A 16,515-nucleotide genomic window follows, 5' to 3' on the forward strand; every position below is an offset into this window, starting at 1 on the left:
AAGCCGGGGGCGAAAGCCTCCGGTTTTTTTGTGGTTTTGAAGGGGGAAGAATGCCTCCGGCGGGCAAAGGGCGGGGGCCCTTTGCAATCCCGATAATGTAGAGGTTGCGCCTCCAGTGGAAGAAATGCTGCAGGAAAGCAGTTAATCCGCTTCGCGGAAAGAAAAAGCACATCAGGACGCAACATTTCGTAAATCGAATATTACCAAAACTGGCGATGCTTATGGCCATATTCACTAAAAAATTTGAAAATCTTCTATTTTTATCATAAATCTTTATTATGAGAGGACAACGCCGTTCGATTAATAAATTAACTAACAACAATATTGGGATTGCAAAGGGCCCCCGCCCTTTGCCCGCCGGAGGCATCTTTTCAAAACTGCCTAAATTCCCCTTTCCTACTCCCACCCACCTCCATTAAACCCCTCCCCATCCGCTCCCGCCTATGCGCAACGGTGGGGCCGGTGTTTCAGGCCGGCGTTTGTGGGCGAGTGGTGCGGGATGTGACCCAAGCCGTGGACCACGCCACACAGCGCCTGACCGATGGATCGGCGGAACGGGGCCTGAAATTCCCAAGCCGGTCGGGGCATCATACGCGAGCCTGGATGCCCCGGCTTCCCCGATCCGCGCAAGGCCGTGCCGGGCTGTGAAGCAAAGCGGCTACCCGGCCATTCGCACGAGCACGCGGCCCTCCTGCCCCTCGTATCTGCGGGGCGCCCCAAACGCCGGCCTGATCTGCCCAAGCCGCCCGGCCCAACCATCCGCATTCGCCCGCGGAGGATCAAACCTACCCAAACACCGCCCGCCTCATCATCAGCCCGGCGTAATCGTTGCACCCGCCCGCCCCCAGACTGCGCAGTTCCAGATCGACGAAGCAGCGTCCGATGATCGGGGCAAAGCGCAAGGCCACAGGGACGCTGGCCGCGCGCGAGACGCGTGTGGTGAAACCGGCCACGATGCGCTCGCCCTCGCGGATGGTCATCGCCAATTCGACATCGGGCGCGGCGGGATGTTCCAGCATCAGTTCGGTGGAAAAGCCCGCCTGCCCCTGTGCCCGAAAATCGGCCGAGGCGATCCGCAACGCGCCCTCGCGCCCATGGGGCGGGTGCAGGAGCAGGCCGTCTCCCTGCATCTTGATCGTGTCGCCCACCGTGCCGCCCTCGATCCGCTGAGCATTGGAGGTACGCAGCACATCGGCCAGCAGCACCGGCGCGGCCTGCTCGATCGGCGCAACAGGCGCCGCCCCCGCTGCTGACATCGCGGCCATCCTTGTGCCCCATTCCGCGCCGATCACGTCATACAGCACTGCATCATAGCGGGTCAGCGCCATAGCCGCCTGCAATTCCGGCCGGGTCATCGTCACCACACTTTGTCCCTTGGCCGGGTTGGTCATCAGGCGAGGGATAGCGCCGCCGCCCTCCATCCCCAGCATGCCCAACACCGCCGCCACCGATTCGCCCAGCCGTTCAAACAGGATCACCCCGTCAAATTCCCGCATGACGCCAATCGCCGCGCGCGCATCGGCCAGCGTGACGGGCCCCTCCTTCTTGTTCAGGATCATGCGGATCTGGGGATTGTCGAACAGCACCTCGAACCCGTCGAGGCCCCGCGCCCGTCCGCTCATCCATTCCAGCAGGCTCATGCCCCCCGCCGCATCCTTCAACGCCTGCATCCGCGCATCGCCCGCCAGCGCCGCCCCGGCATAGGCCTGAATGTGGTAATACTGGCTGAGCACATGATCGACTGGATTGCGCAGGCTGGTCAGCTTGAAGGCCTCCACCCCCGCCCGCCGCATCGCGCCCAGCACGCTGGTCTGGCTCAGATGCCCCGCCAGCATCGCGCAATCGCGCAGCGTGACGGCCAGATCGGTCTGCCCGTCCTCCTCTTCATAAACATCGAGCGCGTGCGGCCCGGGCCAATTGTCGCGCAGCAGCCGCGTGATCGAAGAACCGGCGGTTTTCGGCACATGGCAGAACACCAGCCGCGAAGCATGCATTTTCATTTGTCGCCCCATGGGCCTGACATGGCCCGCAATGTATCCCCAGCCTTGCGGGGCTAATTCAGGCCGGTGGCGAAACCCAGCGCGATCACCTCCAATTGTGATCCAGTTGGCCCGCCCGATATTTCCGACAAACCGCCTGTTCCTGAACAATCGCTGCAAAGCGCATCCCGAATCCATTCAGCAAGCATCGCGTAGAAAACGAATCAAGGGCGACAGGAAGCCTTTCAAAACTTCCGCAAAGCCCGACCAGTTCTCAAGAGGTGTATCATGCGCCAGTTCACGAAGAAGACGATCACGGCCGCGGCTCTGGCCGCCAGCGCGTTTGCAAGCTTTGCCGCCACCCCCGCGATGGCGGATCCCTATGGCCGGGGCGGCTATTACGGTGGACGCCGCGGCGGCGGCGATGCGGTCGCGGCCGGTGTGATCGGCGGCGTGCTGGGTCTGGCGATTGGCGCGGCCATCGCATCCGACCGCCCGCGTCGCCCGGTCTATGCCCCGGTTTACGCGCCTCCTCCGCCCCCGCCGGTGGCATATGCTCCGGTCTATGCCTCGCCCCCGGTCTATGTGGTGGATCGCAGCTGGGCATGGCGTGACGGCTATTACTGGGATCATCACGGCAACCGCTATTATCGCGATGGCCGCCCCTGCGACGATTACGGTCGGCGCGGATATTATGAAGGCCCCCGCGGCTATTATGACGGCCGTCGCGGCTGGTAAGATCTGACCGGTTTGGCGGGATGCCGCGCCGCATCCCGCTCCCCGTCCTCTCCCAGAGCCTCGCCGGCAATCCTCTGCGGCATGGCGAGGTAAACCTTGAGCGCATGATGGGCCCCGCCGACCCCTTGGCGAACCATGGCCCATCATGCGCCTTTTTTCTCCCCTCGGCTCACGCGGCACGGCCTCTCGCCAAACGGCGCGGGCTTCGCTATGGCCCGCTCAATGACACTCCCTTCCCAAACCAGTGACCTGCGCGTTGCCCTCTTCAGCGGCAATTACAACATGGTCACCGATGGCGCGAACAAGGCGCTCAACCGTCTGGTCGGCTATCTTCTGGCGCAGGGCGCGCAGGTGCGCGTCTATTCGCCCACCGTCGAAGCGCCCGCTTTCGAACCGGCCGGCGATCTTGTCAGCCTGCCCAGCTTTGCCATTCCGGGCCGAACCGAATATCGCGTGGCCACCGGCCTGCCCCGCGCGGTGCGCCGCGATCTGGCGGCTTTTGCCCCCAATATCGTCCATGTTTCCAGCCCCGACCCCTCGGCCCACCGCGCCGTGACATGGGCGCGCAGCAAGGGGTTGCCGGTGCTGGGCAGCGTGCATACGCGCTTTGACACCTATCCGCGCTATTACAATCTGGCCTGGGTCGAACCGTTTCTGACGGCCATCCTGCGCCGGTTCTATCGCCGCTGCGACGGGCTGGTCGCGCCGTCCGAATCCATGGCGCAGGTGCTGCGCGAACAGCGGATGAATTACGACATCTCGCTGTGGAGCCGGGGCGTTGATCGCCATATCTTCGACGCATCGCGCCGCGACATGGCATGGCGGCGCAGCCTTGGCATCGAGGATCATGAAGTGGTCGTCGGCCTGTTCAGCCGCCTCGTCATGGAAAAGGGCCTCGATGTCTTTGCCGACACCATCGACCAACTGGTGGCGCGCGGCGTGGCCCACCGGGTGCTGATCGTGGGCGATGGCCCGGCGCGCGAATGGTTTGAAAACCGCCTGCCCTCCACCGCCGTCTTTGCCGGTTATCAGGCCGGGATCGACCTTGGCCGCGCGGTGGCGAGCATGGACATCCTGTTCTTCCCGTCGATCACCGAAACCTTCGGCAATGTGACGCTGGAGGCCATGGCCTGCTCGCTGCCGGTGGTCTGCGCCGAGGCAACGGGATCGGAAAGCCTGGTCGACAATGGCCATTCGGGCCGCCTGATCCCTCCCGGCCATGTCCACGCCTTTGCCCAGGCCGTGCGCGGCTATATCGAAGACCCCGCCCTGCGCGCCGCCCATGGCGCGGCGGGCGAGGCTCGCAGCCGGGATTTCTCGTGGGATCGGATCAATCAATCCGTGGCCGATACCTATCTGAGGCTGATCCGGCAGAAGGCCAGGGTGGGGAAGGTTTAAGGGGTTAAATGCGAGGGACTCGTCCCTCGCGCTCCCGTTACTGTCTGCGTTGCGCGATGGGTTCAACGTTTGGTGTCGGACGCGGCGTTCGAGATTTTAAAGCCTGCGGCGCCCGTTTGCTTGCGCCGCAGGCTTTGAAACAATTGCCCTCAACACAACACCGCAAACCACCCACCACCCCATAATGGGATTGCAAAGGGCCCCCGCCCTTTGCCCGCCGGAGGCAAACCTTCCTTTTCCGCAAATTCCCCCCTACATACCCCCCATGCCCGACCTCTTTGCCGCCGACGAACCAGCGCCAACGCCCCGCGCCATTCCGGCGGGCGCGATTCCCCTGGCCGAACGCCTGCGCCCGACGGAATTGAGCGAGGTGATCGGGCAGGAGCACCTGACGGGCGCGAATGGCGCGATCGGGCGGATGGTGGCGGCGGGCAGCCTGTCGAGCATGATCCTGTGGGGCCCGCCCGGCACCGGCAAGACCAGCATTGCGCGGCTGCTGGCCGCCGCCGTGGGCATGCGCTACGCGGCGATCAGCGCGGTGTTTTCCGGCGTCGCGGATCTCAAACGCATGTTTGCCGAGGCCGAGGGCGCGCTGGCGCTGTCGGGGCGGCGCACACTGCTGTTTGTGGACGAGATCCACCGTTTCAACCGGGCGCAGCAGGATGGCTTCCTGCCCTATGTCGAACAGGGCGTGGTGACGCTGGTGGGCGCGACGACGGAGAACCCTTCGTTTGCGCTCAACGCCGCTTTGCTCAGCCGCGCGCAGGTGCTGATCCTCCACCGCCTCTCGCCCGAGGCGCTAGCCCATCTGCTGGCCCGCGCCGAGGAGGCCGAGGGCGTCCCCCTGCCCCTGACCCCGCCCGCGCGCGAGGCGCTGATCGCCAGCGCGGATGGCGATGGCCGCTTCCTGCTGGGTCAGGCCGAGACGCTGTATAATGCGCAAATCGCCTCTCCGCTGGACCCGGCCGAACTGGGGCAATTCCTGCAACGCCGGGTGGCGGTGTATGACAAGGACCGCGACGGCCATTACAATCTGATTTCCGCGCTGCATAAATCGGTGCGCGGGTCCGATCCGCAGGCCGCGCTCTATTATCTGGCGCGGATGCTGACGGCGGGCGAGGATCCGATGTATCTGCTGCGGCGCCTAGTCCGCATGGCCTCGGAAGATATCGGTCTGGCCGATCCGATGGCGCTGCAGCAATGCCTCGCCGCCAAGGATGCGTTTGAATTTCTCGGCAGCCCGGAAGGCGAACTGGCCATCGCGCAGGCCTGCCTTTATCTGGCCAGCGCGCCCAAATCGAACGCGGCGTACAAGGGCTGGAAAGAGGCCGCCGCCTCGGCCCGCGCCACAGGCTCGCTGATGCCCCCAGCCAATATCCTGAATGCGCCGACCAAGCTGATGAAGGACATCGGTTACGGCGCGGATTACGCCTATGACCATGACGCGCCCGATGCCTTTTCCGGCGCGAATTACTGGCCCGAGGGCATGACGCCTCAGCAATTCTATCGCCCGGTCGAACGCGGTTTCGAGCGCGAGATTCTCAAGCGCCTCGAATGGTGGGACCGCAAGCGGCGCGAGCGGGGCGCTTGACTCCCCATTTTACCCATTTTGCGGCCATCGACTGGTCCGGCGCGGCGGGCGAACGCCATCGCGGCATTGCCGTGGCGATGATGGCCGCCGATGATGATGCACCCCATCTGGTGCGCCCCGGCCATGTCTGGTCGCGCGCCGAGGTGCTGGAATGGCTGGTTCATGAAGCCCCGCCGCGCACGATCTTCGGCTTTGATCTGGGCCAGTCGCTGCCCTTTGCCGACGCCGGGGCGTTCTTTCCCGGCTGGGCCGACAGCCCGCCCGATGCGCGCAGCCTTTGGGCCATGGTGGACGCCATCTGCGCCGATGAACCGCATCTGGGCGTTTCCAGCTTTGTCGACCATTCCGAAATCGCTCGCCATTTCCGCCGTCATGCCGGGCGCGAGGGCGACCTGTTTGGCGGCGGGCGCGGCCGTTTCCGCGTGACCGAGGCGGCGCAGGCCGCCATCGGATGCAGCCCCACCAGCAATTTCAACCTCGTCGGCGCGGCGCAGGTGGGCAAGGGGTCGCTCTCGGGCATGCGCCTGCTGCACCGCCTGCCGCGCGAGATCGCCGTCTGGCCGATGGACGCCATCACGCCGGGCGCCAAGGTGGTGGTCGAAATCTATACCACCATCGCCGCCATCACCGCCGGACGCCGCGCCCGCAACAGCAAGATCCGCGATGGCGCGGCGCTGGCCGAGGCGCTGGGCGCGCTGGGCTGCCGACCGGGCGTCATGCCCGACATGATCTCCGACCATGCGGCCGACGCGCTGATCACTGCGGCATGGCTGCGCGGCCATGCCCATCGCGCGCAATTGTGGCGGCCCGCGATGATGAATGATAAAATTGCGCAAACCGAGGGCTGGACCTTCGGCGCGCTTTGAGGCAAAGGGCGCTCCATCGACTAGGGCCGGCTTAGCACAGCGGTAGTGCAGCGGTTTTGTAAACCGAAGGTCGGGGGTTCGATCCCCTCAGCCGGCACCATGTCTTTCCCCATAACATCGCGAAAAACGGCATGGGCTGCGCGCCTTCGCGTGCGCGGGGTTTTGGCGTTTTGGCGCGCCATGCAAAAGGCCCGCCCCGCGCAGTGCGGGACGGGCCTTTTGGTTTAGGCCGAAGCCGATGGATCAGAAGTTGATCGCGGCGTCGATGCCGAACGTGCGCGGCGCGTTGAAGTTGCCGTAGTCACCCAGGATGTTGTTGATGCTGCCGGTGGTGGTGCTGGAGGTGGGCGCACCGGGCAGGCTGTTCGAGGGATCGCGACGGAACACATACTGGGTGTTGAACATGTTGCGCGACCACAGCGTGACCGTCAGCTTCTGGCCCGAGTCGCTGACCGGGATATCGGCCAGTGCAAGACGGCCGTTGAAGACCAGCGAGGCGTCATTGTGGGTGGCGAACTGGTCGAAAGCCTGGGTCGACTGCGAGTAGTTCGCATCGATGTGGAACTTTGCCAGAGCGCCCGCGCCGCCCAGCGGAACTTCATAGTCAGCCGAGGCCGAAGCCGCGTTGCGGGGCGTATAGACGATGTAGAACTTCTGATACACGCCGGTTTCCGGGATCAGGATCTGCGGAACATCGGTGTAGGTATAGGCATAGGAAGCGTTCAGCGTCAGACCCTGCGCCACGCGGGCAGTGATGTCGGCCTCGATACCGCGGATCTTGGTGATGCCGGGCGCGTTCAGCGTCTTGAGGATGTTGATGTTGGTGGGCACCGGAACCCCGTTTACCAGCGTCGAATTGTCGGTCTGGATCGAGCTGACGTCAACCTGGCTGTTCTTGCGGTCCATGATGTAACCGGCAAGGTTCAGGCGAACGCGACGGTTGAACAGGTCGGTCTTGATGCCCAGTTCGTAGGCGGTCACGTCTTCCGGGTTGAAGGGAAGATAGTTGGCGGTACGCGACGAAGCGCCGCCAGCACGATAGCCGGTCGAGAACTTGGCATAGGCATGCGCGTCCGAGGTCACGTCCCAGGCCAGCGTTGCCATCGGGTTGAAGCGGTTCCAGCTCTTGTTGAGCGGAGCATAACCGTTGTTGGCCGCAGCGGTGGTGTTCACGTCATAGTTGACGTTGCGGAACATGTGCAGCACGCCGCGCTTCTTGTCGTTGGTGTAACGACCGCCCACCGTCAGGTGCAGCGCGTCGGTCAGGTGATAGGTGCCCTGACCATAAACGGCGTAGCTCTTCGACCAGACTTCCGAAGCGCGGTCGATCGAGGCGAAGGGGTTGGTGAACACGTTCGAGTTGACCGTGTAGCCCGTGCCGTCGGCGTTCCACGTGTTAGAGTTGGGCGTGGCGGCATTGTCGCTCACGTGCTCGTTGAAGTAGAACAGGCCGGCCACATAGTCGAGCTTGCCGACATTGCCCACAGCCTGCAGTTCCTGGCTGAACTGAGCCTGCCACAGGTTGGCAAGGCTGTAGCGGCTGAAGCCACCATTGGCCGAATAGACCGGAACGCGGTGGGCGCCGCCCGAGTTGTCCCACTGGGTTGCCGTCACCTGACGCCATGCGGTGATCGAGCGGATTTCCAGATCCGGCGAGACCTTCCACTTGAGCGAGTTGGTGTAGCCGCGGGTGGTGTCGACCGAGGCCTGCTGCGGCACGCCGATGTCGGCAACCGCCATGCGGCTGTTGGGCGTGACCTGCACGATGCTGGGCAGAGCCTTCACCGTGCCCGACAGGTTGGTGTAGTTGGTGCCCGGCAGCGAGCAGGCGGGGACCGCCGACTGAAGACCGGCAACGCAGCCGTTCGGATTATAGTTCAGCAGCTGGCTGTAGAACGGGGTGTTCTTGTCCTGGCTGACGTCGAACGAGAAATCGTTGGTGATGTTGGCGGCGGGCTTCCAGCGCACCGCGGCGCGCAGACCCTTGCGGTCATAATAGCCCCAGCCCAGCTGGCCCGGCATCGGGTTCTTGGTGATGGGGTCCTGATACTGGAGCACGCCGTCCAGCTTGACCGAGAAGTTCTTGTATTCGGGCAGGTCGAGGTGGAGTTCGGCATTGTGCGAACCGTAATTGCCGATGCCGCCCTGGATGCGGCCGCCGAACTTGCCCGAGGGGGCCTTGGCCACGATCGAAAGCGCGCCGCCTTCGGTGTTGCGGCCAAACAGCGTGCCCTGCGGACCCTTGAGCACTTCGATGCGCTCCAGATCGAACAGCGCGGCGTTCACGCCATGCTGACGGCCCAGATACACGCCGTCGATGTAGATGCCGACGCCCTGTTCGCGGGCGGGCTGGTTGGCGTCGAGCGGAACGATGCCGCGGATACCGATGGTCAGCGCCGAAACGCGCGCTTCAAACGGGGCAACGCGCAGCGAAGGCACCGCGCCGTCGCCCAGGTCGAACAGGCTCTGGACGTGACGCTTCTTGATTTCTTCGGCGTTCACAACGCTGATCGAGATCGGCGTCTTCTGCAGGTTGGTTTCGCGCTTGGTCGCGGTCACCACGATGTCGGTCAGGCCCGAGGTGTCACCCGTGGGCGGAGCAGCGTCCTCGGCGGCGAAAGCCGGAGCGGACAAGGCAAGCAAGCTCGCCGCGGCGAGGAAACGAGATGCAGAAAACATAAAACCCCCATCAAGGTTGGCCAGTGGGAGAAAGGGAGAGTTCCCCATCCGGCCGGAGTAATCAGTGCTGTGTTGAGGCCGCCAATAGGTGGAGGGGGTTGCATTTTTTTGACGGGATTATGACACATTCATGACAGGCCTCGGTGGTGCACAAATGACACACATCAGACCGTTGAATAGGCGCGAATCGGCGGAAATGCGGGCTTCACGGCTCTGTTCGCCCGCTCGTCCATGGCGGTTTTGGCCCCGCTTTTTCATGATCGGCCCGCAAAAAATGACGGCGGGTTAATCGCGAAATCTGGTCGGCCATGCCCGTCTTGTCGATTTTAACGGCCCGTTTCGCATATTTGGCAAATCGAAAAGGCATCAGGCGAAAAAGCCTGAGTCGGTATTTACCACGATATGTCATCATATTCTGCAAAAGCTATGTTGACCTTGGGCGTGCTAATTATCGTCGCGCCGGGAACCAAGCGCCCATTCCCGTGTATTGTCGTTCATTGGGTCCACGGGGGAGGACAGCGATGCGCCGCATGCTTCGTGTTGCAACGTATGGCCTTGGGGTGCTGCTGGGCGTCTGGGCGGCGCAGGGCGATGCGCATTCCGACCTTCTGCACCGGGCGCTGCGCGGCGCGCATCTTTCGACCGATATTGTCAGCGAATCGGCGACCACCGCACTGGCCCATGACGGCACGGAAACCCCGCTCAACCGGCAAATGGACGTGGCATTGGTCACGTTGGAACGCCCCGTTCTGCCCGCCACGTTACAGGGCCGTGCGCTGCTTGGCGTGGATTTTCAACATGCCGGGGCCAAGCTGATCGATGCCAATGGCGGCGCCAGCGCATGGGCCGCCAACCCCCAGGATCATCTCAGCCTGTCGCTGACCCGCGAGATTTTTGTCGGTGCGCATCTGGCCTATCCGCTGGCGCTGGCGGCCCTGCCCTTTGGCACGCGGCTGTTTGCGGGCGCGGGGGCGCTGCGCACGCAATTGTATGATCGCGCCGTGATCGGCCCTGCCCTGCGCAACCGGGATCGGGTGATGGAGGGCTGGCGCCTGTCGGCGGGGGCCGATGCGCCGATGGGGCCGGGCCATCTGCGGCTGGAGTACCGCCTTGCGCGCAGCAGCGACACCGCGCCCGGAGAGGCCGCCGCGCTGGCCAGCAGCGCGCGCGACCGTGTCATGCTCAGCTACAGCGCCAATTTCTAGGCAACCTTCGCGCTGTCCTGCCGGATCGCGCGTTCGATGCCCGCCGGGATCGCGGGATCATCAATGGTGGGCGGACAGGTCCACGCCTCGCCATTGGCGATTTTGCGCAGCAGGTTGCGCAGGATCTTGCCCGAACGCGTCTTGGGCAGCGCGCCCACCACATAGGCGGTCTTGAGCGCGGCCACCGCGCCCAACTCGCCCCGCACCCCGGCAATCACCCGCGCGGGCAGCGATGCATCGGCATCGAACCCGGCGCGCGGCACGACAAAGGCGATCGGCACCATGCCCTTGATCGCATCATCCGCCCCGATCACCGCGCATTCGGCCACGCCGTCCTGTGCGGCCACGATCTGCTCCATCTGCCCGGTGGAGAGGCGATGGCCCGCGACATTGATGATGTCATCGGTGCGGCCCATGATGTGAACGAAGCCGTCGGCGTCGATATAGCCCGCATCGCCCGTTTCATACCAACCGGGGAAAGCGGCAAAGTTCTTTTCCCAGCCCGCCTTGTTGTTCCACAATGTGCGGAAGGCGCCCGGCGGCAAAGGTTCGCGCACCGCGACAAAGCCCGATTGGCCGCGCTCCAGTTCCTTGCCATCGTCGCCCAGAATGGCAAATTCATAGCCCGGCACCGGAAAGCCCGCGCTGCCCGCGCGCCGCCGCGTATCGCCCAGCGCATGACAGGTGGCCACCCCCGGCCAGCCCAGTTCGGTTTGCCACCAATGGTCGATCACCGGCAGGCTGGAACGTTCCTCCAGCCAGTGGATCGTGTCGGGATCGGCCCGCTCGCCCGCCAGAAACACCGCCTGCAACGGCCCGGTGCCAATGTCATGCAGGAAGGAGGCCGAAGGGTCTTCCTTGCGGATGGCGCGGATCGCGGTGGGGGCGGTGAATAAGATCTTGACCCCGTGGCGCTGGATCGTGCGCCAGAAGGTGCCGGCGTCCGGCGTGCCCACCGGCTTGCCCTCGAACAGGACGGTGGTGGCCCCCACCAGCAGCGGCGCATAGACGATATAGGAATGGCCCACCACCCAGCCCACATCGCTGGCCGCCCAGAACACATCGCCCGGACCCACGCCGTAAATGTTGGCCATGCTCCATGTCAGAGCCACCGCATGACCACCATTCTCGCGCACCACGCCCTTGGGGGTGCCGGTGGTGCCGCTGGTGTAGAGAATATAGAGCGGATCGTCGGCCGCCATCTCGGCGGGCAGCGGCACGGGATCGGCGGCGGTTTCCTCGATCATCGCGGCCCAGTCGATGTCGCGCGGGGCAACCATATCCGCGCTCAGCACATCGCGCTGAAACAGCACCACATGGTCGGGCTGATGGCTGGACGTGCGCAGCGCCTCGTCCACCATCGGCTTATAGGCAATTGTGCGGCTGCCCTCGACGCCCGCGCTGGCGGTCAGGATCAGGCGCGGGGTGGCGTCATCAATCCGCTTGGCCAATTCATGCGCGGCAAAACCGCCAAACACCACCGAATGCACCGCGCCCAATCGCGCGCAGGCCAGCATCGCGAACATCGTCTGGGGGATCATCGGCATATAGAGGATCACGCGATCCCCGCGCTCCACGCCAAGGCGGGCCAGCATCGCGGCCACACGGCCCACTTCATCGGCCAGACGGGCGTAGGACCAGGTTTCGACCGTATCGGTGACCGGGCTGTCATAGATGATGGCGGCGGCATCGCCACGCCCGGCGGCAACATGGCGGTCAATCGCGTTGACGGCGGTATTCAGCGATCCGTCAGGGAACCAGCCGCGCGCATCATCCCATGCGCGCGACGGCTCCTTGCCCCATTCAACAGCCCCGGCAGCGCGGCTCCAGAAAGCTTCGCGGTTCTCGATGCTTTCTTGCCAGGCCGAAGTATAAAGCTCGCTCATGGCCATCCTCATGTTTATGAATTCTGGCCATGACTATCTTCTTATCGGAAGGTTTTCGATAGAACGACCAAAGTCGGATCGCCTTCGAAAGCCTCGGGGGTAAAGCCCTTGTCGCGCTCGACCTCGATGGCGGCATGGTTGTCGCGGCTCTCGATCGAGATCACGCGGCGCACGCCCCGGCGCTCGGCCTCGCGCGCCAACAGGTCGAGCAACGCCCAGCCCACGCCCTGCCCGCGATAGTCGGCGCGCACCGACACCGCCAGTTCGCCGGTGTCCAGTTTGCCGTCGCAGGCCAACAGGCCCGACGCGACCAGTTCGCCCGTGGCATGGTCAAAGGCGATATAGCTTTCGCTGCGGAAATGATCGGCGTGAATCAACGGGTCGAGCTGGTCATGGCTGACATGCTCGCCCGCCGCAAAGAAGCGGAAGCGGCGGTCCTGTTCGGACACAGCATCGAAAAAGGCCGAAAGCGCGGCTTCATCGGCCTCGGTGGCGGGGCGCACGTCCAGCACCACGCCTTCGCGGGTGGTGAGCTGGTGGCTGATGGCGGCATCGGTGGTCATCGAAAGTCTCCTTGAGAGAGGATGCACGCGCCTTTGGGCGCAAAAGAAAAGTCGCGCCTTGATTTGGGCCAAATAGGCCAGATCAGGACGCGACTTTCAAGGGAGTAAGACTTAAGTATCAGCCATCAATATCGCGGCGGAACGTCTCGGGCAGGAAGAACAGGCCGAAGAAGAAGGTGGCCGCCGCCACGATCACCGGATACCAGAAGCCATAGTAGATATCCCCATTGGCCGCGACCATGGCAAAGCCGATGGCAGGCAGCAGACCACCCAGCCAGCCATTGCCGATATGATAGGGCAGCGACATCGAGGAATAGCGGATCCGGCTGGGGAAGAGTTCGACCAGCATGGCCGCAATCGGGCCATAGACCATGGTGACCAGCAGCACGAGGTAGAACAGGATCGCCACCACCTTGGGCTTGTCGATCTGGTCCGGGTCGGCCTTGGTGGGATAGCCCACCTTGGTCAGTTCGCCCACAACCGCAGGCTTGGCTTCAACCGCAGGCTTGCCATCGGCGGCTGCCTTGGCGGGCGTCGCCGCCTTGCCGACCAGAGCGGTGGTGAAATCGGCAATCGCCTTCTTCTTGTCCTCGCCCGACACCTGGGCCGGATCGGGGGCGATGATGGTCTTGCCGCCGATCGACACGCTGGCCACCGAACCCGAAGGCACGGCCACGTTTTCGTAATTGATCGCCGCCTTGGCCAAGGCGTTCTTCACGATGTCGCAGCTGGTGGTGTCAAACTTGTTGGCGCCGACAGGGTCGAATTGCGAGGAACATTCGCCCGGATAGGCCATGACCTTGACCGGGGCATTGGCCTGCGCATGGGCGAGCGCGGGATTGGCCGCCTCGGTCAGCGCATGGAACACGGGGAACATGGTGAGCGCGGCCAGCGCGCAGCCGGTCAGGATGATGGGCTTGCGGCCGATCTTGTCCGAAAGCATGCCGAAGAAGAGGAAGAAGGGCGTGGCCAGCAGCAGCGCCGTGATGATCAGCGTATTGGCGGTCAGACCGTCGACCTTGAGCATCTTTTCAAGGAAATACATCGCATAGAGCTGGCCCGTGTACCACACGACAGCCTGACCCGCGATGGCGCCGAAGAAAGCGATCAGCACGATCTTGAGGTTCGACCACTTGCCGAAAGCATCCTTGAGCGGAGCCTTCGAGCCGCTGCCCTCCGACTTGATCTTCTGGAACACCGGGCTTTCATGCAGCTTCAGGCGCAGCCACAGGCCCAGCACCAGAAACAGGCCCGAGATCAGATAGGGAATGCGCCAGCCCCACTGCTTGAAGGCTTCCTCGCCCACGCCCGTTACCGGCGAACGCACGGTGATGACGATCAGCAGCGCCATGGCAAGGCCGGCGGTCGCTGTGATCTGGATCCAGCTCGTATAAAGCCCGCGCTTACCGGCAGGCGCATGTTCGGCAACATAGGTGGCCGCCCCCCCATATTCGCCGCCCAGCGCCAGACCCTGGAACATGCGCAGCACGACCAGCATGATGGGCGCCGCCACGCCAACCTGCTTGTAGGTGGGCAGGCAGCCGACGAGGAAGGTGGACAGGCCCATCACCGTGAGCGTGATGATGAAAGTATAGCGGCGCCCAAACAGATCGCCGATATGGCCAAACACCAGCGCGCCGAACGGCCGCACGATAAAGCCCGCCGCAAACACCAGCAGCGCCATGATAAAGGACGTGGTCTGATTAAGGCCGGTCAGGAACTGGGCCGCGATGATCGCGGTCAGCAGGCCGTAGAGATAGAAATCATACCATTCGAACACCGTGCCGAGCGAACTGGCGGTAATCACCAGTTTCTCGTCATGGGTGGCAACGTGATGTTTTGGCAGTCTGGCTAAATCCTCTGCCGTTTCATGCAATACAGACATGACAGGCGCTCCCGTTGTGGGTCTTTTGACCCGTTATGATTGAGTTAGATCAGAAATTATAGCGAGCGGCAAATTCGAGCCGGTCGATGTTGCCCTTCTGGCCATTGACCAGTTCGCGCTGGCCGTGGCGATATTCGATGCCAAGGTCGATGGCCTTGACCGGCGAATAGAACATGTTGACCGCGCCCGACCACGCCTTCTTGTTATAGGCGGCAATCGCGGTGGGGCTGAGCGAACCGTCATAGTCGGCGCTCTGCATCGAACCGATGACATTGACGCGCAAAGTGGGCGTGATGGCGATGCGCGCGGCGGCCAGCGCGGCAAACACCCGGACATCGGCCAGACTGTTGGTGGCCGCGACAAAGACCGCGTCGGGGGCAAAGTTCAGGCCCACATAGCGCCCGATGTTCTGGCCATAGGTGGCCGAGAAGCGCAGGTCGCTGGCGCGCTTTTCATTGAGGAAGATCTTGCCCGCCACCGAGCCGCCAATCCCCGCGCGGGTCAGGCCCGCGCCCGACACTTCGGTGCGCACCTGACGGCCCAGCGCGGCAAAGCTGATCTCGCCCCGCTTGGTCATATAGTTCAGGCGAGCGGCAAAATCGGGCAGATGGTCGGTGCCGTTTTCCACCAGCGCCGCCGCGCCCGCATTGGCCGTCGCGCTTTCGGGATTTTCAACCGAGACATGCAGCGTCGCCACCTTGGAAAGCGGCGTGGAATAGCGCACCAGAGGCTGGCGCACGAAGACGGTGCCTTCGGTCGCGCCCACGAAATCGGTCGATTCGGGCAGGACGGCGGTGTTCTGGAACGTGGTCCAGTCCTGACCAAAGGTCCATTTGTCGAGCTGCACAAAGGCCCGGCGCAGGGCCAGCGTATAGCCGTTGGTGGTGCGCTGGCTGCCGCCGCCGGTCACATTGGCGGCCGCGCTGGCGGTGGTCTGGAAATCGGTTTCCAGATAGCCGCGCACTGTATGGCCCGCCACGGTCGTATCGAGGTTGAGCCAGATGCGTGTCTGCTTGGCCGAAAAATCGGTGTCGGTGCTCGACCGGCTGGTGGGCGTCACCACCGGGATCGCCTGGGGCAGATAGAAATCGCGGCCCAGCGTGTTGGTGGCCACCGCGCCGCCGTCGAAATGGCTGTATTCGGCGTTGAATTTCAAAAAGCCGCCGATGCGGATATTCGTGGCGCCAACCCGCATCCCCTCGGGCACGGGCTTCTTTTCGACCGCAGCCACGCGCTCGCCGGTGGCCTTGGCTTCCTGGGCGGCGCTCTGGGCGATCTGGGCGGCGGCGCTGGCCTGCGTATTCGCGCTTTGGGCCGCGATTTGGGCCGCGATTTGGGCCGCCATAACGGCTTCGCCCTGCTGCTGACGGGCGGTGGCGGCATCGGCGCGCAACTGGCTCACCTCTGCCTCCAGCTTTTCAAGCCGTGCCAGCAAGGCGGCCTCACGAGCCGTCAGTGCGGGCGCTGCCTTGGCCATGGCGCCGACAGGTGCCGCCAGCGCCGAAGCGCCCAGCAACACGGCCATCGCACGCGCTTTTCCCCGAAAAAGCGTCATTCATCCTCTCCATCCTAGAGGCCGTCCCTTCTTGTGGGGGACAGTCCGATCCGTGATGAAAAGATCGCTCCTAAGTGCCGTTACAATCTATCCCGACCAAGGTTTATTTCCTGCCATGACGTGTACGACCTTGGTAAGGGCTACGACTTGGACCATATTGGCCTAGTATT

At 63.7% G+C, this 16,515-nt stretch carries 11 protein-coding genes and 1 tRNA gene; 6 read left to right on the forward strand and 6 right to left on the reverse strand.

From position 1 onward, the window contains the following. Nucleotides 1-785: 785 nt before the first annotated feature. The gene (locus tag PQ467_RS14120; protein WP_274174010.1) at nt 786-2,000 is read right to left on the reverse strand and encodes a sulfotransferase family 2 domain-containing protein; all 1,215 of its coding nucleotides are present in this window, start codon (nt 1,998-2,000) and stop codon (nt 786-788) included. A 267-nt stretch (nt 2,001-2,267) separates the two neighbouring features. On the opposite strand from PQ467_RS14120, the gene PQ467_RS14125 reads away from it, so the two are divergent. The 5 genes from PQ467_RS14125 (at nt 2,268) to PQ467_RS14145 (ending at nt 6,672) form a co-directional block, all read left to right on the forward strand. Continuing rightward, nucleotides 2,268-2,717, forward strand: coding sequence for a hypothetical protein (locus tag PQ467_RS14125; RefSeq protein WP_274174011.1), 450 nt, complete (start codon nt 2,268-2,270; stop codon nt 2,715-2,717). Nucleotides 2,718-2,939: 222 nt separating this feature from the next. Beyond that, nucleotides 2,940-4,115 carry a glycosyltransferase family 4 protein gene (locus tag PQ467_RS14130; protein WP_274174012.1) on the forward strand — a complete coding sequence of 392 codons (1,176 nt, stop codon included), beginning with the start codon at nt 2,940-2,942 and terminating at the stop codon, nt 4,113-4,115. Between the two features lie 265 nt (nt 4,116-4,380). After that, entirely contained in the window at nt 4,381-5,706 is a 1,326-nt protein-coding gene (locus PQ467_RS14135; protein ID WP_274174013.1) for a replication-associated recombination protein A, read from the forward strand. Continuing rightward, complete coding sequence (locus PQ467_RS14140) at nt 5,703-6,572, forward strand: hypothetical protein (RefSeq protein WP_274174014.1); 870 nt, start codon at nt 5,703-5,705, stop codon at nt 6,570-6,572. The genes PQ467_RS14135 and PQ467_RS14140 overlap by 4 nt, the downstream gene beginning before the upstream one ends. Nucleotides 6,573-6,597: 25 nt before the next feature. Next, nucleotides 6,598-6,672 (forward strand) — tRNA-Thr (locus PQ467_RS14145). Between the two features lie 143 nt (nt 6,673-6,815). Here PQ467_RS14145 and PQ467_RS14150 read toward each other — a convergent pair. Further along, on the reverse strand, nt 6,816-9,251 hold the full coding sequence (locus tag PQ467_RS14150) for a TonB-dependent receptor (RefSeq protein ID WP_274174015.1): 2,436 nt from the start codon (nt 9,249-9,251) through the stop codon (nt 6,816-6,818). Nucleotides 9,252-9,781: 530 nt separating this feature from the next. Between PQ467_RS14150 and PQ467_RS14155 the strand changes: the two genes are divergently transcribed. Then, nucleotides 9,782-10,456 carry a hypothetical protein gene (locus PQ467_RS14155; RefSeq protein ID WP_274174016.1) on the forward strand — a complete coding sequence of 225 codons (675 nt, stop codon included), beginning with the start codon at nt 9,782-9,784 and terminating at the stop codon, nt 10,454-10,456. Here the strand turns inward: PQ467_RS14155 and PQ467_RS14160 are convergent. The 4 genes from PQ467_RS14160 to PQ467_RS14175 all read right to left on the reverse strand — a co-directional run bounded on the left by PQ467_RS14160 (nt 10,453) and on the right by PQ467_RS14175 (nt 16,345). Continuing rightward, complete coding sequence (locus tag PQ467_RS14160) at nt 10,453-12,342, reverse strand: AMP-binding protein (protein ID WP_274174017.1); 1,890 nt, start codon at nt 12,340-12,342, stop codon at nt 10,453-10,455. The two genes, PQ467_RS14155 and PQ467_RS14160, sit on opposite strands and share 4 nt — an antisense overlap. A gap of 41 nt (nt 12,343-12,383) precedes the next feature. Then, nucleotides 12,384-12,905: a GNAT family N-acetyltransferase gene (locus PQ467_RS14165; RefSeq protein WP_274174018.1), complete on the reverse strand. Its 522-nt coding sequence runs from the start codon at nt 12,903-12,905 to the stop codon at nt 12,384-12,386. A 118-nt stretch (nt 12,906-13,023) separates the two neighbouring features. After that, nucleotides 13,024-14,790 carry an MFS transporter gene (locus tag PQ467_RS14170; RefSeq protein ID WP_274174019.1) on the reverse strand — a complete coding sequence of 589 codons (1,767 nt, stop codon included), beginning with the start codon at nt 14,788-14,790 and terminating at the stop codon, nt 13,024-13,026. 49 nt (nt 14,791-14,839) lie between these two features. Further along, nucleotides 14,840-16,345 (reverse strand): DcaP family trimeric outer membrane transporter, encoded by a 1,506-nt coding sequence (locus tag PQ467_RS14175; RefSeq protein WP_274174020.1) that lies wholly within the window; start codon nt 16,343-16,345, stop codon nt 14,840-14,842. Nucleotides 16,346-16,515: the final 170 nt, after the last annotated feature.

It is taken from the genome of Novosphingobium sp. KACC 22771 (assembly GCF_028736195.1).
In the GTDB taxonomy this organism is placed as follows: domain Bacteria; phylum Pseudomonadota; class Alphaproteobacteria; order Sphingomonadales; family Sphingomonadaceae; genus Novosphingobium.